This window comes from Dialister sp. UBA1703 (assembly GCA_002320515.1).
Taxonomy (GTDB): domain Bacteria; phylum Bacillota; class Negativicutes; order Veillonellales; family Dialisteraceae; genus Dialister.
Genome location: DCJJ01000164.1, coordinates 95,672 through 117,171 on the forward strand (window position 1 = coordinate 95,672; position 21,500 = coordinate 117,171).

A 21,500-nucleotide genomic window follows, 5' to 3' on the forward strand; every position below is an offset into this window, starting at 1 on the left:
GAATTAATCAGTGCTTCCCTAAGGAAGCAAAGCGGCCAGCGGAAAGCGGATAGCGGAAAGCGGATAGCCGACAGCCGCTCCACTGTCCCACTGTCCCACTAGCTCACTAGCTCACTAATCTATACCCCTTTATGATACCATACCCGTCTGCCAGGGCCCAGCCAATGGGGATGGAGAGCCAGATACCGGTGACGCCGATGTCCGGGAAGGAGGAAAGAAAGTAGGCCAGCACTACCCGGGTGCCCAGGGAGAGGATGGTAAGGATGACGCTCATGCCGGCCCGTTTGATGGCGCGGTAGAAGCCGTAGAGCATGAAAAGAATACCGATGCCCAGGTAGCAGCTGCCTTCGATGCGAAGATAGTGGGCCCCCACGGCAACTACCTCCACCGCCGTTTCCGGCACGAAGAAGCCCATAAGGGTGGGCGCCAGGAAAGATACGACGGCACTGGCAAGAAGGGAGAAAAGAAGAATCATCTTTCCTGCGGTGATGATTCCCTGCCGGATACGCGGCTTATTTCCTGCACCGTAGTTCTGGGCCACATAGGTGGAGAAGGCATTGCCGAAGTCCTGGAGAGGCGAATAGGCGATGGTATCGATCTTGACCCCCGCCGCAAAGGCGGCCATGACGGTGGTGCCGAAGCTGTTCACCAGCCCCTGTACCAACAGGATACCGAAATTCATGATACTCTGCTGCAGGCTGGTCAGAAGGGAAAGCTCCGACATATCCCAGAAGACCTGCCTGTCCCACACCATGTCTTTCCTGGAAATATGGAAATCTTTCCGGAAGAGAAAACAGTAAAGGAAAATGCCAACGCCTGAAACATACTGGGAAATAACGGTAGCCTCTGCCGCACCGGCCACGCCCCATTCCAGATACACTACAAAAAGAATATCCAGTACCACATTCATAAGGGACGAAATAACAAGAAAGAGCAGGGGCGTTACGGAGTCCCCCACCGCCCGAAGGAGGGCGGCTCCGAAATTATAGAGGAACACCGCCAGAAGCCCTGAAAATATCCACCATAAATATTCCCGGATAGGAGGAATGACTTCAGGAGGCACCTGCATGAATGCAATCAGCCTGTCCAGCAGCAGATACACCGCCCCGTTCATGACCAGCGTCAAAAGGCCGATGGAGAGGAAGGAAATAAAAACCGCCTGTTTCATGCGGCCAAAATTTTTCCTGCCGAAGCAGAGAGAAAAATAAACGCTTGCACCCATGGAAAGGCCGATCAATATGGATGTAAGGAAAATCATGAGGGTGTAGGCGCTCCCCACCGCAGCCAAAGGCGCTTCCCCTAAAAATTTTCCCACCACCAGCGTGTCCACCACGTTATAGAGCTGCTGGAATACATTGCCCACCATGAGGGGCAGGGAAAACAGCAGGATTTTCTTAAATACAGGACCGGATGTGAAATCGATATGTCTCATTTTACCCCCTGCAGCCTGCCCCCTCTGCGGCAAGCCGCCATGTTACGGATTATTATATATTCATTATAGTAGGGCCCTTTGAAAAATGAAATGTTTACTGCCTATGATGCCTGCCCAGAGATATAAAAAATGACCTTCCCTGCATGAGGGACGGTCATTTCTTTTGCTATGCTTATTTCATGTTAGCTTTGGCCCAGTCTGCCTTGAATCTGGCAATGCCGTTGTCAGTGAGCGGATGTTTCATGGCATCCATGAGTACCTGGAAAGGAACGGTGGCAATGTCGGCGCCGGCCAGGGCACACTGCATAATGTGCTGGGGCTTCCGGATGGAAGCGGCAATGATTTTCGTTTCAATGCCGTGCAGTTCAAAAATTTCAGAAATGGTCCGAATGAGTTCGATGCCATCCCAGCCAATATCATCAATACGGCCTACGAAGGGGCTTACAAAGGAAGCGCCTGCCCGGGCAGCCAGTAGTGCCTGGTTGGCGGAAAATACAAGGGTCACATTGGTGCGGATGCCCAGTTTCTTCAGGCCCTTTACCGCTTTCATGCCTTCCGAGGTCATGGGGATCTTTACCACTACGTGGGGATCCAGGCCGGCCAGCACCTTTCCTTCTTCAATCATGCCTTCCGCATCATCAGCCAATACTTCTGCGGAAATAGGGCCGTCCACAATGGAGGCGATTTCCTTAATGGTGGCATGGAAATCCTTTCCTTCCTTGGCAATCAGGGAAGGATTGGTGGTTACACCGGAAATAAATCCCATGTCATTGGCTTTGCGGATGGCTTCTACATCAGCGGTATCAATAAAAAATTCCATTTGCATTTCTCCTTTATTTAAAATCCATATGATACATTTTCACACTAACCGCCCCTTCTGTCAATGGCGAAATCAAAACGCCCCCCGATGGCGTTCCCGGCGGCCGGTTTTTATAAAATATTTCTATAAATAGCCCATGATAATTCCTTTCTTCAGAGGCAGCGGCTGTTATGCCCGTATTATCTATGTTTTTACCGAATTTTTTCAGAATGAATTAATTCTATATACACCTACGCTCCAATGCATGATATTTTAGATTGATTGATTATTGATAGAGTAGAGTGTATAATTAAATGAAAGAATCTATGTTATTTTATTTCTATTCCACCATTGGAATTGAGGGGGATATTATGAAATTAACGCTCCTTGCTTTGAGCTATTTCCAGAAAACAGCCGAGCTGCAGCATCTGACCCGGGCCGCCGAGGCCCTTCACATTTCCCAGCCTTCCCTTTCCCACACCATCAAGGTGCTTGAAACGGAACTGGGGGTGCCTCTTTTTTCAAGAAGCGGACGAAATATCGTACTCACCAAGTACGGCGAAATCCTTCTCCGCCATACGAACCGCATTATGCAGGAACTGCACGGTGCCCAGAAAGAACTGGCGGACACCAAGGAAGCCCAGAAGCTGACCGTCACCATTTCTCTCTTTGCAGCCTCCATGATCATTCCGTCCTTCCTGACCCGCTTCCGCCAGGAACATCCGGATATCCGCTTTGAAATCCTCCAGCAGCACAATAAGCCGGGGCAGCAGAGCCAGAACCATGTGGATCTGTTCCTGTCCTCTTCCATCAACCCCATCGAGAACGACCACTCCGTCACCCTGCTGAAGGAAGATATTATGCTGGCCATGCCGGACACGGATCCCCACGCCCGGAAATCCTCCGTCAATCTGGATGAATTTGAAAAGGCGGGATTCATTTCCCTGGAAGCCGGCGCCAGCCTTCGTACCATCACCGATTTCTACTGCCGCATGGCGGGCTTCATCCCCCACGTGGTACTGGAAAGCGACAGTCCCATGACAGTCCGGGAATTCATCCGGGCAGGCCTGGGCGTATCCTTCGCTCCCCGCATCACCTGGCACGGCGTAGGCGGCGACCATGTGGCCCTGGTGCCCATCGCTTCCCCGAACTGCCAGCGCTATATCAGCCTGTCCTGGAAGAAAGGGGAAAAACTGTCTCCGCCGGCAGAAATGCTGAAGAAATATATTATCGACAACTTCTCCGACTTCGCCAGAGAATACGCCGGCCTTCCGCCGGAAAGATAAGCACAGACAGGGAGCTCACGCTTCCTGCCTTTTATTTTGAAAAGGAGTCCCCATGAAAGAAACCCCTGCTTCCTTCGAGGAAGAAATGAAACAGTCCAAAACAAAGGTAATTGTGGAGGAATATGAGAAACTGTCCTCCTCCCTGATTTTTGAAATCATCCGCCACGATGGAGAAAAGGAACTGGACCGGGCCACGGTGCCCCTCATTTTCTCCGCCCTGGCCGCAGGACTTATGATTTCCTTCTCCTTCTATTTCCGCGCTGTCCTTGCCATGTACGCCGGCCATACCGCCTGGGCCGATGCCATCAGCGGCATCGGATACACCACCGGTTTCCTCATCGTCATTCTGGGAAGGCTGCAGCTTTTCACGGAAAATACCATTACCACGGTGATTCCCTTCTTTGAAAGCCCTACCTGGAAGACACTCCTGCGAATCGGCAGGCTCTGGGCCATCGTCCTTCTGTCCAACATGGCAGGCACCCTGCTTTCCGCCCTCTTCATGACCTCTCCCTATTTCGCATCGCCGGAAACCACATCCTCCCTCCTTTCCACCGCCCATCACATCATGTCCCCCACTGCCATGGAAAACATTTTCAAAGGCATCCCCGCCGGCATGCTCATTGCAGCAGTGGTATGGATGATTCCCATGTCCCGGGGCTTTTCCTTCTTCACCATCTTCACATTCACCTACTTCATCGCCATCGGCGGCTTCGCCCATGTGGTGGTAGGCTCAGGAGAAGCGGCCTATGCGGTGCTCATGGGCGATTCTACGGTTTACGACTATTTCTTCCGATTCCTGATTCCCACCGGCCTTGGCAACATCATCGGCGGCACCGGCATCTTCACCCTGCTTGTCTCCGCCCAGGTCAAGGTGGAAAAGAAATAACTTTTTAAAAGCCCCTTTTGCGAAAAAGAGGCTTTTTCTTTCTCCCCGGCGCCTGGCTCCGGTTGATGAATGGAGCCATATGGGTTATAGTGTATAAGAACAAAAATTCACGAAATCGAACATAAGGAGACTCCCATGAAAAGAAAAGTAGAAATGGAAGAAGACAGCCTCTTCTCCCAGACCGATATGGCTCCGGCGAAAAAGAAAAAAATCCCAAAAACAGCCCCCTCCCTCAGGCCCGCAGAAGAAGCGGCCGCCCATGCGTGGAAGGAAAAAATCTGGGAATTTGACCTTACAAAGCCCTCCCAGTGGATGAAGGACACCATGAAGGAGGACATGCTGAAAGAGGGATTCGGCAAAAGAGAAGCCAATAAGGTTTTCAAAGGCCTTTTCTTCAAGGAAAAAATCTGCAATACCCGTACCCAGGCCATGGAATACCTGAAAGCCGTCCCTACATCCTACGCCATTAAATACAAAATCGGCATCGCCCCTTCCCCTAAAATGGTTTCCCTGGAAAAGCGTCTCCATGAAAAGGAAGAGAGACTTGCCACCTACACCAACGCGCAGAATGAGAAGAAATTTACCGCTGCCTTCGTTTCCTGCCCCCACTGCAAATCCAGGGTGAACCGGGACTTCATCCACCCGCCCCTCTGCCCGGTGTGCGGAAAGGACATGCGCTCCGACACCGCAGTCAAAACCATTACCACCCTGGAAGAAACAGTGAAGGACCTGAAGAAGCGGTATGAAGACACCGCCCGGAAATATAACAGCAAATTCACCGGCGGAGAAAAATGGATCATCCGGCTGGTGAATCCCCTGTATGAGGGGAATTGAGGTTCAGCGCCCTTCAGGCGCTGAAGGGTTCGGAAGGTTCAAAGGGTTCTTAAGATTGACCGGCCTAAAGGCCGGAGGGTTCTCAGGTTTGACGGGCCTATGGCCCGAGGGTTGTGGTATCGCCCTTGCGGTGCACAGCGAACACATTTAGAAGGAGCGCTAGCGACGCGCAAAATGTAGTGAGTCGTTTCTCCACGGGAAAGCATGTCACTGGATTCTCAGGTCGCTTTGCTCCCCTACGAATCCAGTTCCTTTGCCACCCTTTAGGGGGCGATGAATATAAATGCCGCTTAGCGTCCCCCCTTCCCGCCCTGCGTGTCATTCTGAGCGCCAGCGAAGAATCTCGGTACTCGAAGCGTATGAGACAATCGGTAGTAAATACCAGCCTGCGGGAAGGAGCCGCTGCCGGGTATAACCGATATTAAGCATTGTGCAGGGAGATTTCTCGACTCCGCTTCGCTGCGCTCGAAATGACAGGAACGCCAAGGTGTCAAAGTGCCGTTAGTGATTCCAACCAGCCCACTAAACTATCCCAGGTCCCAAAGACTCCCACTCAAAAATCCGTCACCCCAGAGATGACGGATTTCTTTACATGAGAAAAATGGTATTCTTCCCCCGGAATTTGGCCTGGTAGAGGGCGCTGTCCATTTTATGGTAGAAGGACTCGAATGTCTCTCCTTCCCTGGCCTGTGTGACGCCCAGACTGGCAGATACAGGGCTTCTGTCGGGGCAGGACACCGTTTCTTCTATGGTTTTTCTCAAGGTTTCTGCCAGAGCGGCGGCTTCCTCTTCCTCCATTCTAGGAAGAAGGATAACGAATTCATCGCCGCCCCACCGGCCTATGTAGGCATTGGGCGGTGATTTTTTGGAAAACACATCTGCCACTTCCTGCAGCACCCTGTCTCCTTCCCCATGGCCGAATTCATCATTAATTCCTTTGAAATTGTCAAGATCCACCATAATGGCTGTAAATACATGGTGATTCTTCTGCCTGTCATCGGTGAGTTCGTGAAGGATGGATTCCACACGGCCCCGGTTCAGAAGGCCCGTAAGGCCGTCATGGGTCGCCACGTAGACCAGTTTCCGATTCACTTCCTCCAGACGGCGGTTTGCCTGCTCCAGTTCTTCCGTAGATCTGGCTATGAAGGAGGCCAGACGCTGTATGGTGGTCATGGTTTCCGTATGGAAAACGATGCCTTCCGAAGACTTTTCTTCCTGCCTCATCCCGTTTTCCTCTTTTTCCCTGAAAGCAGCAGCCACCAGGGTCATGTTGAGGGCCGATGTCCTGCCGCCGGAGCGGCTGATTTCGCCGTGGGAATAGCCGCCGCATACAGGCGCCAGGGCTCCATAGGGGGCCAGCACCTGGTTCGTATCTTCCTTCAGGAAAAGACGCCTGGTAATGCAGGAAAAAATAAGGATTCCCTCCGGTGCAAAAGTCCGGAGCTGTTTCGTGTTCTCCTGGCAGCGGGCGATGATTTCATTGGGATCCCCGTAGGCCAGCCTTACCTTTTCCCCTTCAAAGCAGCTGGCTGACATGATGAGGCTCCCATCATCCCTGCAGGCCGCCGGAAGCCTGGCCAGCATGCGGCCCTTTCTCATAAGAATCAAAGGGAAAGAAATCAGCTGCTGCCCGCCAAAATCGGATTTCTTCATTTTCAGATATTTCTCATACACCTGAAAAGCAGGCCTGCCGTCCAGTTCACGAATCACCTTGTCCCCATCAATGGCAGTAATGGTCATCACCTGTCCCAGGGGCTGCCAGCCCAGGTTCTGGGACACCCGGATTTTCACCTTCCCTGCAAAGCACACTGCCACAATGGCCTTTCGGGAAATGAAATCATTGCCAAAGACGCAGGTATCATCGCCGCCGGTATAGGCATCGGCGCCGCCGCCGAAAATGGCCGTCTCCGGCGGCAGGTGATCCAGCTCCGTAAGGAAATCATCCACATCCACCGTAGAAAGGGTGGTAAATACTTCCACCCCTGCCAGATTTCTGATACCGCAGAAGCTTTCCAGCGCCCTTTCCCCTGCCTCGCCGGGGGTCATGCTGCTGATGTCATAGCAGTACACCGACACTTCCGTATCTTCAAAGGAAAGAAAAGCAAGTACGCTTTTCCCCAGTACCATGCGTCCGTCCTTAATACCGCCGGAAGCGGACATGCCGGCAATGGCCGATTGGGGAAAAGCCTTCCTCAGTGTCTGTATGCTCTCCTTAACTTTTTCCAAATCGTTGGACTCATGATAAAGGGTAATAAAAAGCCCTGCCTTTTCCCTTCGTTCCTGCCTGAACCGGTCTATCACTTCTTCCAGTTCATTTTCCCCATAGAAATCATACACATACTGCTTCATGCAAAGCCTCCTGATGAAACCGGTGTATCTCACGTATCCATCAAATGATGGTATCCTGCTTCAAGGCATGCCTTCTGTAAATTCTCAGTTATGCCGTTCTTATACCTACTATAGCACAAAAACAGAATAAATTAAAAGCATATGTTAAGAAAGCGCTGATTCATGCACCATGTTCCTCAAAAAATAAAAAGCAGCCGAAGCTGCTTTTTAAAAATTTTCCCGCTCAGGGTTTCCAATTTTCCGTCTTATAAGGCTCATTGGCCTGATTAATATCAAAACCGGTATTGCCATTTATATAACTGTTTTTTTCGCTGTCCATGTAGGAGAGGGTATAGCTGCTGCCGTCTTTTTTTATCTGCACGCCGTACCAATAGACACCATCCTGCTTCACCGCTGCATCCTGATAATTGCCGCCTACCGTATTCAACATGGTATCAAATCCAGCGTTGCCATAATCAACCAGATTTCCATTGGCATTTTTAATCCAGACCTGGCCGCCGGTTTTGGCCCCATTCATATGCAGATTATAATATTTGGAGTTTGGCTCATTCTGCACCAGCAGGTAGACAGAGCTGCCATCACCCAGCTTTATGGATCCATTAGTCACTGCATTTTTCAGCAGGTCTCCCAGGTGATCCGCATAATTCCGGTCTGCTTCTCTGGCCGCTGCTTTCTCCGCTTCCTTTTTCGCCTCTTCCTGACTCTTGTTCACCTGCTCCAGCAGACTGCCTGCGTTGTTGAAAACGGCGGAAATGTTGTCCCCATACCCCTGGGTGTAGATAAAGCCGCCGATTCCTACCACCAGTGCCAGCATGAGGGCATATTCAATCATGTCCTGTCCTTTCTGCCTCCACATTTTTCTCACCTCTTTACTGTATCCCTATTTTGAAAACGATTTCCAACTATCTTTATTTTACCATTCCCCTATATATAAGTCACTATCATGCTTTTTTCTTTCATAAAAAAGCTGCCCTGCAGAGGCAGCTTGTAAAAACCAGGAAATATAAACTATCGGTTATGAGACCTTTCCATCATTCCTATGATGTGGAGGGAGATTTCATAGAGAAAAACAGCAGGCAGCGCCAGGAGAGACTGGGTAAGAATATCCGGCGTAGGAGTAATCACCGCCGCCAGGATGAAGGCGGCCAGAATGACAAACTTTCTTCCTCTTTTGAGTGTCTTCTCCTTCACCAGCCCTGCCAGAGCAAGAGCCATCATAAGCAGGGGAAGGTTGAACATGACGCCGAAGGGAAGAATCATGAGAATCACAAATTCCAGATAGCTTTCCATGGAAAGAAGAGGCGTGAAATTCTCCCCGCCGAAGGCCATGAGGAAATGAAGGCTTTGGGGCATGACAAGGAAATAGGAGAAGGCAATGCCGCCTAGGAAGAGAGAAACGGAGAGGGGTACGAAGAAGAGAGTCCAGGTTTTCTCCCTGTCTGTCATGGCGGGCAGGATGAAGCGCCAGAACTGGAAGAAAACCACCGGCGACGCCAGGATGAAACCGGCAATGAGGGCTGTCTTCATGTAAATCACAAAGACCTCCGCCGGCCGGGCAAAGTAAAGATGGCCCGCCGGTGCCGTAAGAAGGGAAATGAGGTTTTGAATGAAGAAAAGGCAGATCACCGTACCGGCCAGCACGGCCGCCAGTGAATAGAGAATCCGTTTTCGAAGTTCCGCCAGATGGCCGGTGAGGGGCATATCACCGGCTGCTTCACCGGGAGCTGTCATTTTTTAGGGCCTTCCGTCTTCACTTCTGTCCCTTCTGCCTTCACCACCATCGTTTTCGGCGTATCCATATTTACCGCATCCTTGAATTCATGCATACTTTTGCCAAGGGCTTTGCCGATTTCCGGCAGCTTGCCGGGGCCGAAAACAATGAGACCGATAACCAGGATGAGAAGCAGTTCAGGAATTCCAATACCAAACATGGGAAGCCTCCTTTATGAAAAACAATTGAATTTCCTTTCATCATAAAGGGAAGATTTTCCGATTTCGTCAAATCTTTTTATGGACTTTGTCATATTCTGCCAAATTTCTGCAAATTTACAGAAATCTGACAGTCTTTGTCCTTATTTTTCCATCCCCTGTTATCTCCTTTGCAAACCACAGATACACTGAGAGGAAAGCAGGAGAGCCCCCTTTCCCTGATTTTTCTCCTGCCTGCCGGAAAATTTCCATCCGGCTTTTATTGTAAGGAGGATAAATCCATGAGTGAATCCATGATGAAGGAACCTATTTCCAGAAGGACTTTCCTGAAGCTGGCAGCCGGCAGCGCCGCCGGTGCCCTTCTTTTCCATTTCCCCTTCCAGGCCTCTGCTGCCGAGGAAACCGCTAAAGCTCTGGAAATCAGACCCTGCGCCCTTTCCGCCCTGCCGGCAGCAGAAGAATCTGCCAAAAACTCTCCTCTGGTCAAGGGTTCCTTTAAGGACATTATCAGCCAGGTCAATACCATTCATGACAGCAGCTTGAAATCGGCCGTTCTTTCCATGATTCATAATCCCCGCCCCACCTTCATGGAAAACTACAGCTCCTCCGCCCGCATTCAGCAGACCTACAACAAGCTGGTGGAATGGAAACTGGCAGACCCTGCGAAAATTTCCGCCGAAACCCTCTTTCCTCCCCTTTCCGCCAGCCTGCAGCCCTTCATGACCGCTCCGGGAAGCGGCTACATGAGCCACCATCCCTACCCCGGCGGTCTTGCCACCCATGTATGCAGCAACCTTCATATCACTGCCGTACCTATAAGGACGTCTTCGACTATGACGTAGATTACGACACCGCCATGGCGGGGCAGGCCCTCCATGACATCGAGAAGCCCTATGTCTTCCAGTGGCAGAAGGACGGAAGCTCACGTAAGGAATACACCCTGGCCGGCCAGGGTGCCCACCATGTGTTAAGTATTGCCGAATCCATGTACCGCGGCATACCATCCGAAGTGGTGGTGGCCCAGGCCTGCGCCCATGGCGCCCCATCCAACCCGAAGGATGAAAAGGACGTAGTAGGCTGGATTAAAGCGGCTGCCCTCATTGCAGGGAAAGACCCTGTCCGGGCAGGATACCTCAGGAAAGACGGAGAAGGCCTCCCTGCTCCCCATAAGCAGGAAGGATATATCGTCCACCTGGGTGACCATGACTGGGTTCTCACCTCCCCTGCCTCCCAGAAATCCATTGCCATCCTGAAAAATACAGCCTCTTCCCTCTATGGAATCCATGCAGATAAAAATCCGGAAGCCTTCAACCGCTTCCGCAACTACGTAGGATCCCAGGTATCCTTCATGTACATCAACCACCTCTCCTCCTTTCCCCACGGAGAAGAGCAGATCGAAGCGCTGGTCAGGAAAATCATCATTAAAGACTGACCGCAATAGAAAAGAGCAGGGAAGAAATGATTGACATTTCTTCCCTGCTCTTTTTTTCATTGCTGTCAGGAAAGGCTTCTCCTCCAGAAGAAATAATAAACAAGGCCCAGAAAGGAAGAGGAAAGGCAGATTACGCCGTACATGAAGGGATAGCCGAAGGCATTGGCCGCCATCCCCAGAAGGGCTGCCGCCAGGCCTACGGAAATATCCAGGGACCAGAAATAGGTGGAAGTGGCAACCCCTGCCCGGGAAGGCGGTGCGCTCTGCACTGCCAGAGTCTGGAAAGCGGGAGCCAGAGCGCCAAACCCGATTCCCAGCACCGCTGCTGAAAGGAGAAGGACCGGCAGATTTCCTGCCAGGCTGAAAAGGATGAAGCCCAGGGAGAAAAAGGCAAATCCCGGATACACGGTGGCATTGGGGCCATGATGGTCAAAGAGATAACCCACAAAAGGCCTTGTCACCACGATCACCAGGGCAAAGACCAGGAAGAAAAGGCTGGTGCTCCCGCCCATGCCCAGACTTCTGGTATACATGGGGATAAAGGTCAGCACGCCGCCGTAGGCAAAAAACACAAGACCTCCCAGTATGACAGAAGGAAGGGCCCTCTTTTCTATGAAATTACTGATATGGAAGCCCTTCTGCCTTTTTCCGCCAGGCAGGATGGTTTCATCGGGCAGCTTCTTTCCGTTTCCTGCCACCATGGCTCCCAGCGCCAGCAGGGCCAGGAAGATAAAGAGGGGAGGGGCACCCAGATAATCCATAATGAGAAGGCCCACCAGCGGCCCGATGACCATGGCCATATTGCCGCACACCGCAAAATAACCGATTCCCTCTCCCTTGCGCCTTCTTGGCAGCACCAGCGCCGCCATAGCCGCCGACGCCGTGGTGCCCAGGGCAAACACCGCCCCGTGCACAAGACGGAGCAGCCATACCGCCTGAAGGGAAGAAGCAAAGTAGAAGCCTGCCATGAGCAGGAAAAAGACCAGGGACGAACCCAAAAGGAGCTTCTGCTTGTTCACACCGTCAATTATCCGTCCGGCCAGAGGCCGGCAGAGTACCGTGCCGATCTGGAAACAGGTCATGGCCATGCCCGCTTCCCACTGCCCTTTCCCCAGGTCATCCATAATAAACACAGGAAGGGCGGCGATTAAAATGTATTGGGACATAAAATAAAAGAAATTCGTAAGCCCCATTCCCACGAATTCCCGTGTCCAGATTTTGTTTTCAGACATAATATTCCCTTCATAATTACGACAGCGAAGTATTTCTATTGTATCACAAATGTGCGGAAAGTAAATAAAAATATAGGTTCCCAGTAAGGGTTCAGAGGGAAAGTTTCTTAAGATTGACGGGCCTTTGGCCCGAAGGTTGTGGATTGCCGCTGACGGGGCAATGAAGTTTATAGGCCGCTTCGCGCAGGACGTTATACACTTCCTGCCGGGCGTCTTCCGGGTGCAGCGAAAAATCTCAGTTTCCTCCGTTAGTGGCACATAGGTCAATAAATGCCAATCAGCGGGAAGTCTGACGTCTGACGTCTGACGTCTGACGTCTGATTGTCTGATTGTCTGATTATCTGCCGCCGATGGCCTCCTTCGGGAATACTGTCCCCCGCAGCCAGCGGGCAGCGGCCAGCTGTCCCACTGGCCCACCGTCCCACTGTCCTACTATCCCCGCTGTCGTCCATCATATATAGTATAATAAAGCTGTCATATAATGAAGAAAGGATGGTTACCATGGGACTACACTTTATATTCGGCCGGGCAGGCACGGGGAAAACGGAACGGTGCTGCCGGGAAATCCGGGACTATGTACTCTCCGGCCCTGACCGGAAGGCTTTTCTTCTGGTGCCTGACCAGGGCACCTACACGGCGGAGTACCGGCTGGCAGAGTCTTTTCCCGGCGGAGGATTTACCAATGTAACGGTGTGCGGCTTTTCCCGTCTGGCCTACCGGGTTTTCCATGAGCTTCACTCCCCCGTCAGCGACGCCCTGCCCCCTTTAGGGCAGCAGATCATCCTGCGCCGCCTTATGGAGGAACATAAAAAAGAGCTGAAGATGATTTATAAGGCCGCTTCCCATCCCCATTTTTCCGAGGAGCTTGCCAATTTCTTCCACCAGCTGGATATGTTCCTGGTATCGGAGCGGGATCTGGAAAGTGCAGCCGAAGCCCAGGGAGATACGCCCCTTGGCAGGAAGATGGCGGACCTGGCCCTTTTATACCGCTCCTACCATGCTTACCTGAAAGACCACTTTGATTACCAGGGCAGTCTTTTTGACCTTCTGGCCAGGGAAATCCCCAAGTCCCCCACCCTTCGCTCCTCCCGTGTCTGGATCGACGGGTTCAACGGCATGGCGCCCCAGAAAATCCGCATCGTTTCCGCCCTCCTGCATACCGCCGAAGAAGTGACCATGACCCTGCAGATGGATAAACCGGCAGATGCGGCTGTAAATCCCAATTTCGCCCGTCCCTTCCATCTTTTCAACCTCCTTTCCAGGGAAGAGGGCCATTTCTCCTCCCTCACCCTTTCCGAAGACCCACGCTTCTCTTCCCCCGACCTCAGGGCTATGGCCCGCTTTTTCTTCAACCGCCGGGCGGAGCATTCCCCTCTGCCGGGAGAAAGGCAGCCCCTCCCTGACGAAGGTCTCCACATAGTTACCGCTGCCCACAAGGCGGAGGAAGTGGATTTCATTTCCCGTACTATCCTTTCCCTGGTGAGGGATCAGCACTTACGCTTCCGAGATATTCTGGTGCTTCTTCGGAATCCTGAAAGCTACGACGACCTGCTGGAGCGATCCTTCAAGCGGTACAACATTCCCGGATTCATCGACCGCAAGCATCCCATGAACAGCCACCCTCTGGTGGTGCTCCTTGACAGCCTGGTTCGCTTCCTTACCGCCGAATGCAGCAGGAAAAACAGCGGCTGGCAGCGGGAAACCCTTTTCCGCCTGCTGAAAACGGGGCTTCTCCCGGACTGGCCGGAGGAAAAGGTGGACCAGCTGGAAAATTACGTCCTTTCCCACGGCATCCGTCCCTGGCAGTACCATGAGAAATGGGAATTCCGCACCTACCGGGATCTGGATGCCCCGGCTCCTGCCCTGTCAGAAAAAGAGCAGGCAGAGCTCGCAAAGGTGAATGAATGGCGCCTTGGCCTTACCATCCTGCTGGATGGTCTGGTGAGAAAATGGCAGGAAGAGCCCCTTCCCAAGGACCGGTGCCGCCTCCTTTACCAGTGGATGATGGAGGAAAAAATTCCTGACACCCTTTTCCGCATGGATGAAAAGAAAGCCCTCCATACAAACCTTCGGCCCCACCTGCAGGTATGGAAGAAGATTCTCTCCCTTCTTGATGAAATCGTCCATACCGCAGGAAATGACAGGATTTCCGAAAAGAGCTTCCTCTCCATCTTCGAAGACGGCCTTTCCGCCCTTACCTACTCCACCATCCCTCCCACCCTGGATCATGTAACCGTCACGGGCATGGACCGGGGCTATGCCATGGAAGCGCCGGTGGTCTTCATCCCCGGCGCAGGAGAAGGAGAATTTCCCAGACGGGTGGAGGAAGGGGGCTTCTTCACGGAGCTGGAGCGGCAGAAAATCTATAGGGACAGCCGTCTCATCTTCGGAGAAAGCCTTCTCCAGGAGGTACACAAGGAACAGTTCTTCACCTACCTGGCCCTCACCAGAGCAAGGAAGGCCCTCTATATCACCCTGCCCTCCGTAAACGATGACCACAATGACACAGAACCCTCCTTCCTCATTTCCCAGCTCCGCCGTCTGGGCTACGCCTCCGAATCCCGCACCCTGTCACCGGAAGACTGGGAAAAAGACCGCTCCTATTTCTCCAATCCCGCCCAGGCCCTCTCCCTTCTGCCATCCCTTCTCCGTGAAAAAATCCCAGACAGCAGCTCCCCCTGGGCAGCCCTTGTGAAATGGGCCAGGGACAAGGGCTATGGAAAGGACGCAGACAAAGCCCTTTCCGGCTTCCGGTATAAAAATGAAGTGCCGCCCCTTCCCAGAGATCTGGCGGACAAGCTCTTCAAGCCGGGAGGCCGTTTCTTCGGCTCCGTCACCCGCTTTGAAAACTACCGCCGCTGCCCCTACATGTACTTCATCCGCTACGGCCTTAAAATCGACAAAAGGGATGAAGGGGAAATGGAAGCTCTGGACTTCGGCAATTACCTCCATGCCGGCCTTCACCAGTTCGGCCAGGCCCTCAAAAAAGAAGAAAAGCAGTGGCGGGACGCCACAGACGAGGACATCAAGACCATTTCCTCCTCCATCGCCTCCCGCCTGGCCCCCAAGGTTCATTACGGCGCCCTCCACGCTGACGGCGCCTCCCGCTACACCGAAAGGGCACTGAATGAAACCTTCCGCCGCTCCCTTTCCTTCCTTCGCAAATGGAGCCAAAACAGCTCCTTTGACACCAAAGCACTGGAAAAGGAATTTTACCTTCATATAGCCGGTGAAAGGGACACCTTCACCCTGAGCGGCAAAATCGACCGCATCGACAGCTGCGGAGACGCAGTGGCCATTTTCGACTATAAAACAGGCCGCACCACCGCCACCCTGCAGGAAGCGGCGGCAGGACTCAAGCTCCAGCTCCTTACCTACCTTCTGGACGTGGAAGAAGAAGGGGGCGGAGGCCTCCTGCCTGCCGCCCTCATGTACATCTACCTCTCCGGCGACGTAAAGAGCCTCCCCGCTGTGCCGCCCGGTGAGGAAGTGCCGGTCAAAGACAAGGATAACACGTCAGGCTGGATTCTTTCCGACCCGGATATGCTGCGCCGCCTTGACAGCGCCGCCGGAGGAGATGACTCCTTCCTTCCTGTAAGGATTTCAGGAAAAGGAACCATCACCCAGACCGCCGCCACACTTTCTGCCGAAGATTTCCAAAATCTCCTTACCATGGTGAAAAGGAAACTGCTGGAAATCTACCACAGCATGGAAAAAGGAAATATCCCCATCCGCCCGGTGCGCTACAAAAACCAGGTGCCCTGCACCTACTGCCCCTACCACGCCATCTGCCGCTTCGACCCCAAGGGCGAAGGAGAGAGCTATGACTATGTGAACCTGCCATCGGACAGAGAACTGAAAAAACAGCTGGCGGAAAGGGCAATGGAGAAACCCCAAGGACCAGAGAGTTCAGAGGGTTCAAAAGGGGAAGGTTGACGGGGCCGGCGTCCCCGAAGGTTATGGCTGCTCCGCAGCAGGTTGTGTTCGCTTCGCTCAAGGGGCATCATTGGCCTTCGCCTCCGAGGGTGGTGGTATCGCCATTGGACACGCCCTGATGGGCGTGAGGGTTCACAGGGTTCAAAAGGTTCAAAGGGTTCAGAGGGGAAGGTATCGCCCTAACGGGCGATGAGTATAAATTCAGCGTTACGGGGTTCAACTTTATGTCTCCAGTGCTGCATGGCGAAGTGCTAAAGCCCCCTTCCTCAGGAAGGGGGGTGGCGCCGTAGGCGACGGAGGATAGGAGCATGAATTAGACACTAGAAATCAGACGTCAGACTGTGTTACATACTAACCTTCCCGCCGGAATCGTCATTCTGAGCGCCAGCGAAGAATCTCAGTAAGAATCGATAGTGACACATAGACCGATAAATACAAGTCGGCGGGAAAGGGAAGCGACAATCGGAAAGCAGCTCCACTGTCCCACTAGCCCACTAGCCCACCAGCACACCAGCACACGAATACACCAGTCCACTACCCACCTCACTGAAAGGAGAAATACTATGAGTAATCATTGGACAAAAGAACAGGAAGAGGCCCTTTCGGTGAAGGGGAGAAATCTTCTTCTTTCCGCTGCAGCCGGCAGCGGGAAAACGGCGGTTTTGACGGAGCGGATTGCCCGGCTGGTGAAGGAGCCGGAAAACCATATCAATATGAATGAGCTTCTGGTTCTCACCTTTACCAAAGCCGCCGCCAGCGAGATGAAGGCCCGTATTTCCGCTGCCCTGGCGGACGCCCTGAAGGAGGCGGATAAGGCGGATGATGAAGAGCTCATGGGCCATCTGGAAAAGCAGATTGCCCTTCTGGGAAGCGCCCAGATTTCCACGCTGGACTCCTATTTCCAGTCCCTCATCCACCAGTATTTCTACCTCCTGGATTTAGACCCGAAGATGAGGATTCTATCCGATGAAAATGAGGAGTTCCTTCTGGAGGATGAAGTGCTTTCCGCCGTGCTGGAGGACTGGTATGAAAAGGGAGACCCCCGTTTTCTGGACACGGTGGATCTTTTTGCCGACCGGTACCAGGATCACGGGCTGAAGGAAATGGTCCTCCGCATTTTCCATTTTGCCTGCTCCCTCCCCTTCCCCGATGACTGGATGGCCCGCCTCCCCTCCCATTACCGGATTCCCGAAGGGGCTTCCATGGATGACCTCCCCTGGGATAGGCCGGTGCTGGACAAGCTCATTTCCCTTTCCGAAAAAATCATGGATTCCTACCGCCAGATGTTTGCAGTCATGGAGACGAGCCCCGCCGCCCAGGCGGTGTACGGCACCCAGCTGGGCAATGAGTACGCCTACTTTTCCACCCTGGCTTCCATGAAGAGCTGGAGGGACTGGTTCTCCCTGCCGGACTTTGCCTTTGACCGGCTGAAGGGTATGTCGAAATCCCAGGCAGAGGCCTACCATTTTGCCAAATCCGCCGATTTCACCAAGTCGCCGGAGGCGGAAACCATCAAATCCCTTCGGGATGAAGCGAAGAAAACCTGGCAGAAGCATATATCCCCCTTTGTGCAGATTTCTGAAAAGCAGTGGCTTAAAGAGACCGGCGCCATGCTGCCTACGGTCACCGTCCTTTCCCGCCTCGCCCTGGATTTTTCCCGGGCCCTGAAGGAAAGGAAAAAGCAGGAAGGGCTCATGGACTTCAACGACATGGAACATTATGCTCTGGACATTCTCCTGGACAGGGACAATCCCGATTTCACGCCGGAAAAGGCAGTCCTCTTCCCCTCGCCTGCCGCCCTTTCCATCCGAAGCCGCTACAAGGAAGTAATGATTGACGAATACCAGGACACCAACGGCGTGCAGGAACTGATCACCGCCCTGGTGTCCGACGGCCATAACCGTTTCATGGTGGGAGATATTAAGCAGAGCATTTACCGCTTCCGTCAGGCAGATCCCACCATTTTCCTCGAAAAGTACAGAGAATTTTCCAAAGACGAAGACGCCCCCTCCCGACGCATCGACCTGAACCGGAATTTCAGAAGCGACAAAGCCATTCTTTCCTCCATCAATTTCCTCTTCCGCCAGCTCATGACGAAGAAAACGCTGGAAATGGACTATGGGGACACGGAGGCCCTCTATGCCGGGCGGCACGAGGAAGCGCGGCCGGACAGCTATGCCGGCGGCAGCGTGTCCATGGACCTCATCGATCAAGGGGATATGGATGACATGGATACCCCCGATGACCTGAAGGATATGGAAAATATGACCCTGGAAGGAAGGCTCATAGCCCGCCGCATTCATGAAATGATGGAAAGCGGAAAGACGGTCATGAATAAAGACGGCACCTTCCGCCCCCTCCGATACGGCGACATAGTCATTCTCCTCCGCTCCATCGCAGGAAAAGGCCCCCAGCTCATGAAGGTGCTGGAAGAAGAGAACATCCCCGCCATTTCCGATAAGGAAGAAGATTTCATGGAAAACAGCGAAGTGGAAATCCTCTGGGCCCTTCTGAAAATCCTGGACAATCCTCTCCAGGACCTAGCCCTGGCGGCGGTGCTCCGTTCCTTCTTCGCAGGACTGGACGAAAAAGACCTGGCCCTCCTTTCCCTGGAAAAGGAAAGGCAGGGAGAACCCCATCTGTGGCCCCTTCTGCCCTCCCATATCCTTTCAGAAGACAAAGAAGAAAAACTCTCCCGTTTCCTTACCCATTATAAGGACTGGCGGGAAAACGGCATGGGCGACGGCACAGCCCCCCTCCTCCGGCGCATTCTGGGAGACACGGACTACCTCACCTATGTATCCGGCCTCCCCGGCGGCAGCTGGCGGGCAGGCCATGTGCTTTCCTTCTACCACCTGGCCCTGGAACGGGACAAGACCCCCAAAAGCGGTCTCTATTCCTTCCTGAACTACCTGTCAGAACTGAAAAAGGAAGACCGCCCATTCAAATCCATGGCGGTCGCCGCCATCCCCGACTCCGTCCACATTATGACCATCCATAAGAGCAAGGGCCTTGAATTCCCCATCGTCTTTCTGGCCGATGCCCAGAAAGGCTTCAACCTCCGGGACACCTGGCAGACCGCCATCTGCCACAAAGATCTGGGCCTGGGTATCCAGTACTACGACAAGAAACATAAAGTCCGCTGGCCCAGCCTGTACTGGTACGCCCTCCGGGGAGCCTCCCGGAGAGAAAATATGGCAGAAGAAGCCCGCCTTCTCTATGTGGCCATGACAAGGGCCCGGGACAAGCTCTTCATCATCGCTTCCGAAAAAGATCTGTCCCGAGATTTAGCCCGCTGGACCACCTCCCTTGCCTCCTCCGGGAAGGCAGTGCCTGCGCCCCTTCCTGCCCACCTGGTTTCCAATGCCAAATCCTTCCTGGACTGGATCATGCCTGCCGCCCTGCGGCACCGCAGCATGAAAAACGCCTGGGATATGGCAGGAAAAATACCGGCCTACGAAAATGACGCCCCCTCGGACTCATCCCTCTTCACCTTCACCGTCACCGGCCAGCAGGATCTTCTTACAGAAGAAGAAAAAGCAGCCCTGGATGAAGGAAATACAAAAGCCCTTCTTCCTTCTCCCAAAGAAGAAAACCGGGAAGAGGTAAGAGACCTTTCCTATTTCCTTGCCCATCTGCCGGAAAAAGCGCCCCCCTGGATGGACGCCCAGCTCTCCTGGAGCTACGACCACCCCGGCGCCCTGGATACACCGGCCAAGCTCACCGCCACCGCCGCCGTGCACCTCCGGGAACTGGCGGAATACAGGGCCGGCGAGGAAGAGCCCCTGCCTTCTGCCATCCTGGCTGGCGACGGCGAGGATGCCCTGGACGCCGACTACGCCGCCCCGCCCCTTTTCATGGCCGGCGAAGAGACAAAATATGAGGGCACCTCCTTCGGCACCCTCATGCATAAGGCCATGGAAATGATCGATTTCACTGCGGTTCCTGCAGAGCCCGAAGCTATTGAAAATGCCCTCCGCCGGCTGGTGGAAAAAGGCGTATTCACAGAAGAGGAAGGGAAAATCCTTCTCTCCAGTAGGAGGAAACCTGCGCCCCTTTCCGCCCTCCTTGCCTTCGCCAGAGGCCCCCTGGCGGAAAAAATGAAAACCGCCTCCCTCATCCGCAAGGAAATGCCCTTCTCCATTCTCCTTCCTGCCCGTTCCTTCTATCCTGACTGTGAAGAAGGAGAAAACATCTTCCTTCAGGGCGTCATGGACTGCCTTCTGGAGTATGAAAAAGACTTCATCATCATCGACTACAAAACCGACCGTACCATGACGGAAGAAGAACTGAAAGAACACTACAAAATCCAGCTCCAGGTCTACGGCGAAGCGGCAGAAAAACTGCTGGGCAAACCGGTATCCCACCTCTACCTCTGGTCCTTTACCTACGGGAAGGCCATAGAAGTGGAGAAGATGTAATGGGCCCTTTGGCGACCCCGGGTTCACCAGTTCACTAATCCACCAGTTCACTAATCCACCAGTTCACTAGTCCACCAGCTCACTAAAAAAGAGCCCCTTTCGGGAGCTCTTTTTTATGTCTATCAGATACCCAGCGCTTCTTCCGCTGTAGCCGGCATTTCCGGCAGTGGGGTTTTGAACCATTTTTCATGGAGTTCGTTTAATGTGCCCTTCTGTTTCAGGTCTGCAATGGCTTTATTCACTTCCTGCTGCAGCTGTTTGTTGTCCTTGTTGAAGCCGAAGGCGAAGTACTGCACTTTGGAGTCCGGTACGTCCACCACCCGGAAGGCGCCTTTGCCGTCGGTGGCTACGAAGTAGTCCGCTGCCGGTTTGTCCAGGATGCCTGCCACGGCGCCGCCGGCTTTCAGTTCCATGACGATATCGGAGGAGTGGTCGAAGTTTCTCGTCTTCATGCCTTTATCCTGGGCGTAGTAGGCGGCGGTGGTGCCGACCTGTACCGCGATTTCCTGTCCTTTGTTCATATCGTCTACGGAGTGGATGTCACTGTCCGCTTTGGTAACCACAGCCAGCTTTGTTTCATAGAAGGGAGCCGCGAAAAGGATTTTTTCCGCCCTTTCTTTGGTGGCGGTCATGCCGGAGGCGGACATGTCCACTTCCTTGGACTGGAGGGAGGGGATGAGTCCGTCAAAAGCAATATTCCGAAATTCCACGTCCTTCCCCATTTCCTTGGCGACAGCCCTCACCACATCGATTTCATAACCGGTATAGTCCTTGCCGTCCTTTGTCTTGAATTCAAAGGGTACGTAGGTGGCATTAGTAGCCACTTTCAGTACGTTCTTCCCGGCGGGAGCAGAAGCAGCCTTTTTCTCTCCGCCGCAGCCTGCCATCATGCCCGCAGCGAGCACCAGGGCCGATGTAACCAATACGCCTTTTTTCCACAGTTTCATAAGAGCACCTCATTTTT

The 21,500-nt window shown here is 53.2% G+C and carries 15 protein-coding genes; 7 read left to right on the forward strand and 8 right to left on the reverse strand.

What is annotated here, in order from left to right:
- Window positions 1-106: 106 nt before the first annotated feature.
- Window positions 107-1,432, reverse strand: a complete 1,326-nt coding sequence (locus B2Y11_RS08015) for an MATE family efflux transporter (protein WP_291057935.1) — start codon at window positions 1,430-1,432, stop codon at window positions 107-109.
- A gap of 172 nt (window positions 1,433-1,604) precedes the next feature.
- Window positions 1,605-2,252: a fructose-6-phosphate aldolase gene (gene fsa / locus B2Y11_RS08020; protein WP_291057936.1), complete on the reverse strand. Its 648-nt coding sequence runs from the start codon at window positions 2,250-2,252 to the stop codon at window positions 1,605-1,607.
- Window positions 2,253-2,602: 350 nt separating this feature from the next.
- On the opposite strand from fsa, the gene B2Y11_RS08025 reads away from it, so the two are divergent.
- The 3 genes from B2Y11_RS08025 to B2Y11_RS08035 all read left to right on the forward strand — a co-directional run bounded on the left by B2Y11_RS08025 (window position 2,603) and on the right by B2Y11_RS08035 (window position 5,237).
- Window positions 2,603-3,517 (forward strand): LysR family transcriptional regulator, encoded by a 915-nt coding sequence (locus tag B2Y11_RS08025; protein ID WP_291057937.1) that lies wholly within the window; start codon window positions 2,603-2,605, stop codon window positions 3,515-3,517.
- A gap of 52 nt (window positions 3,518-3,569) precedes the next feature.
- A complete protein-coding gene (locus B2Y11_RS08030; RefSeq protein ID WP_291057938.1) occupies window positions 3,570-4,403 on the forward strand; it encodes a formate/nitrite transporter family protein in 834 nt (277 codons plus the stop codon).
- 135 nt (window positions 4,404-4,538) lie between these two features.
- Complete coding sequence (locus B2Y11_RS08035) at window positions 4,539-5,237, forward strand: hypothetical protein (RefSeq protein WP_291057939.1); 699 nt, start codon at window positions 4,539-4,541, stop codon at window positions 5,235-5,237.
- A gap of 588 nt (window positions 5,238-5,825) precedes the next feature.
- On the opposite strand, the gene B2Y11_RS08040 is transcribed toward B2Y11_RS08035, so the two are convergent.
- From B2Y11_RS08040 to tatA, 4 genes are all read right to left on the reverse strand, one after another.
- Window positions 5,826-7,586, reverse strand: a complete 1,761-nt coding sequence (locus B2Y11_RS08040; protein WP_291057940.1) for a sensor domain-containing diguanylate cyclase — start codon at window positions 7,584-7,586, stop codon at window positions 5,826-5,828.
- A 223-nt stretch (window positions 7,587-7,809) separates the two neighbouring features.
- Window positions 7,810-8,442, reverse strand: coding sequence for a Flp family type IVb pilin (locus B2Y11_RS08045; protein ID WP_291057941.1), 633 nt, complete (start codon window positions 8,440-8,442; stop codon window positions 7,810-7,812).
- A 152-nt stretch (window positions 8,443-8,594) separates the two neighbouring features.
- Window positions 8,595-9,317, reverse strand: a complete 723-nt coding sequence (tatC, locus tag B2Y11_RS08050; protein ID WP_291057942.1) for a twin-arginine translocase subunit TatC — start codon at window positions 9,315-9,317, stop codon at window positions 8,595-8,597.
- The gene (gene tatA, locus B2Y11_RS08055) at window positions 9,314-9,517 is read right to left on the reverse strand and encodes a twin-arginine translocase TatA/TatE family subunit (protein WP_291057943.1); all 204 of its coding nucleotides are present in this window, start codon (window positions 9,515-9,517) and stop codon (window positions 9,314-9,316) included. The genes tatC and tatA overlap by 4 nt, the downstream gene beginning before the upstream one ends.
- Before the next feature lie 279 nt (window positions 9,518-9,796).
- Between tatA and B2Y11_RS08060 the strand changes: the two genes are divergently transcribed.
- Together B2Y11_RS08060 and B2Y11_RS08065 are read left to right on the forward strand one after the other, a co-directional pair.
- Entirely contained in the window at window positions 9,797-10,357 is a 561-nt protein-coding gene (locus B2Y11_RS08060) for a twin-arginine translocation signal domain-containing protein (protein ID WP_291057944.1), read from the forward strand.
- Window positions 10,300-10,947: a hypothetical protein gene (locus B2Y11_RS08065; RefSeq protein ID WP_291057945.1), complete on the forward strand. Its 648-nt coding sequence runs from the start codon at window positions 10,300-10,302 to the stop codon at window positions 10,945-10,947. Before B2Y11_RS08060 ends, B2Y11_RS08065 begins: the two co-directional genes overlap by 58 nt.
- Before the next feature lie 65 nt (window positions 10,948-11,012).
- Here B2Y11_RS08065 and B2Y11_RS08070 read toward each other — a convergent pair whose 3' ends face one another.
- Complete coding sequence (locus tag B2Y11_RS08070) at window positions 11,013-12,179, reverse strand: MFS transporter (RefSeq protein WP_291057946.1); 1,167 nt, start codon at window positions 12,177-12,179, stop codon at window positions 11,013-11,015.
- Between the two features lie 501 nt (window positions 12,180-12,680).
- Between B2Y11_RS08070 and B2Y11_RS08075 the strand changes: the two genes are divergently transcribed.
- Both B2Y11_RS08075 and addA read left to right on the forward strand, forming a co-directional pair.
- On the forward strand, window positions 12,681-16,115 hold the full coding sequence (locus tag B2Y11_RS08075; RefSeq protein WP_291057947.1) for a PD-(D/E)XK nuclease family protein: 3,435 nt from the start codon (window positions 12,681-12,683) through the stop codon (window positions 16,113-16,115).
- 563 nt (window positions 16,116-16,678) lie between these two features.
- Complete coding sequence (gene addA / locus B2Y11_RS08080) at window positions 16,679-20,536, forward strand: helicase-exonuclease AddAB subunit AddA (RefSeq protein WP_291057948.1); 3,858 nt, start codon at window positions 16,679-16,681, stop codon at window positions 20,534-20,536.
- Between the two features lie 122 nt (window positions 20,537-20,658).
- Here the strand turns inward: addA and B2Y11_RS08085 are convergent, their stop codons facing one another.
- Window positions 20,659-21,483: a basic amino acid ABC transporter substrate-binding protein gene (locus tag B2Y11_RS08085; RefSeq protein ID WP_291057949.1), complete on the reverse strand. Its 825-nt coding sequence runs from the start codon at window positions 21,481-21,483 to the stop codon at window positions 20,659-20,661.
- Window positions 21,484-21,500 lie beyond the last annotated feature (17 nt).

What these genes read in the sequence shown, in the direction of transcription:
- B2Y11_RS08015 (WP_291057935.1), bottom strand. Translation starts at nt 1,432, where the DNA reads ATGAGACATATCGATTTCACATCCGGTCCTGTATTTAAGAAAATCCTG.
- fsa (WP_291057936.1), bottom strand. Translation starts at nt 2,252, where the DNA reads ATGGAATTTTTTATTGATACCGCTGATGTAGAAGCCATCCGCAAAGCC.
- B2Y11_RS08025 (WP_291057937.1), top strand. Translation starts at nt 2,603, where the DNA reads ATGAAATTAACGCTCCTTGCTTTGAGCTATTTCCAGAAAACAGCCGAG.
- B2Y11_RS08030 (WP_291057938.1), top strand. Translation starts at nt 3,570, where the DNA reads ATGAAAGAAACCCCTGCTTCCTTCGAGGAAGAAATGAAACAGTCCAAA.
- B2Y11_RS08035 (WP_291057939.1), top strand. Translation starts at nt 4,539, where the DNA reads ATGAAAAGAAAAGTAGAAATGGAAGAAGACAGCCTCTTCTCCCAGACC.
- B2Y11_RS08040 (WP_291057940.1), bottom strand. Translation starts at nt 7,586, where the DNA reads ATGAAGCAGTATGTGTATGATTTCTATGGGGAAAATGAACTGGAAGAA.
- B2Y11_RS08045 (WP_291057941.1), bottom strand. Translation starts at nt 8,442, where the DNA reads ATGTGGAGGCAGAAAGGACAGGACATGATTGAATATGCCCTCATGCTG.
- tatC (WP_291057942.1), bottom strand. Translation starts at nt 9,317, where the DNA reads ATGACAGCTCCCGGTGAAGCAGCCGGTGATATGCCCCTCACCGGCCAT.
- tatA (WP_291057943.1), bottom strand. Translation starts at nt 9,517, where the DNA reads ATGTTTGGTATTGGAATTCCTGAACTGCTTCTCATCCTGGTTATCGGT.
- B2Y11_RS08060 (WP_291057944.1), top strand. Translation starts at nt 9,797, where the DNA reads ATGAGTGAATCCATGATGAAGGAACCTATTTCCAGAAGGACTTTCCTG.
- B2Y11_RS08065 (WP_291057945.1), top strand. Translation starts at nt 10,300, where the DNA reads ATGCAGCAACCTTCATATCACTGCCGTACCTATAAGGACGTCTTCGAC.
- B2Y11_RS08070 (WP_291057946.1), bottom strand. Translation starts at nt 12,179, where the DNA reads ATGTCTGAAAACAAAATCTGGACACGGGAATTCGTGGGAATGGGGCTT.
- B2Y11_RS08075 (WP_291057947.1), top strand. Translation starts at nt 12,681, where the DNA reads ATGGGACTACACTTTATATTCGGCCGGGCAGGCACGGGGAAAACGGAA.
- addA (WP_291057948.1), top strand. Translation starts at nt 16,679, where the DNA reads ATGAGTAATCATTGGACAAAAGAACAGGAAGAGGCCCTTTCGGTGAAG.
- B2Y11_RS08085 (WP_291057949.1), bottom strand. Translation starts at nt 21,483, where the DNA reads ATGAAACTGTGGAAAAAAGGCGTATTGGTTACATCGGCCCTGGTGCTC.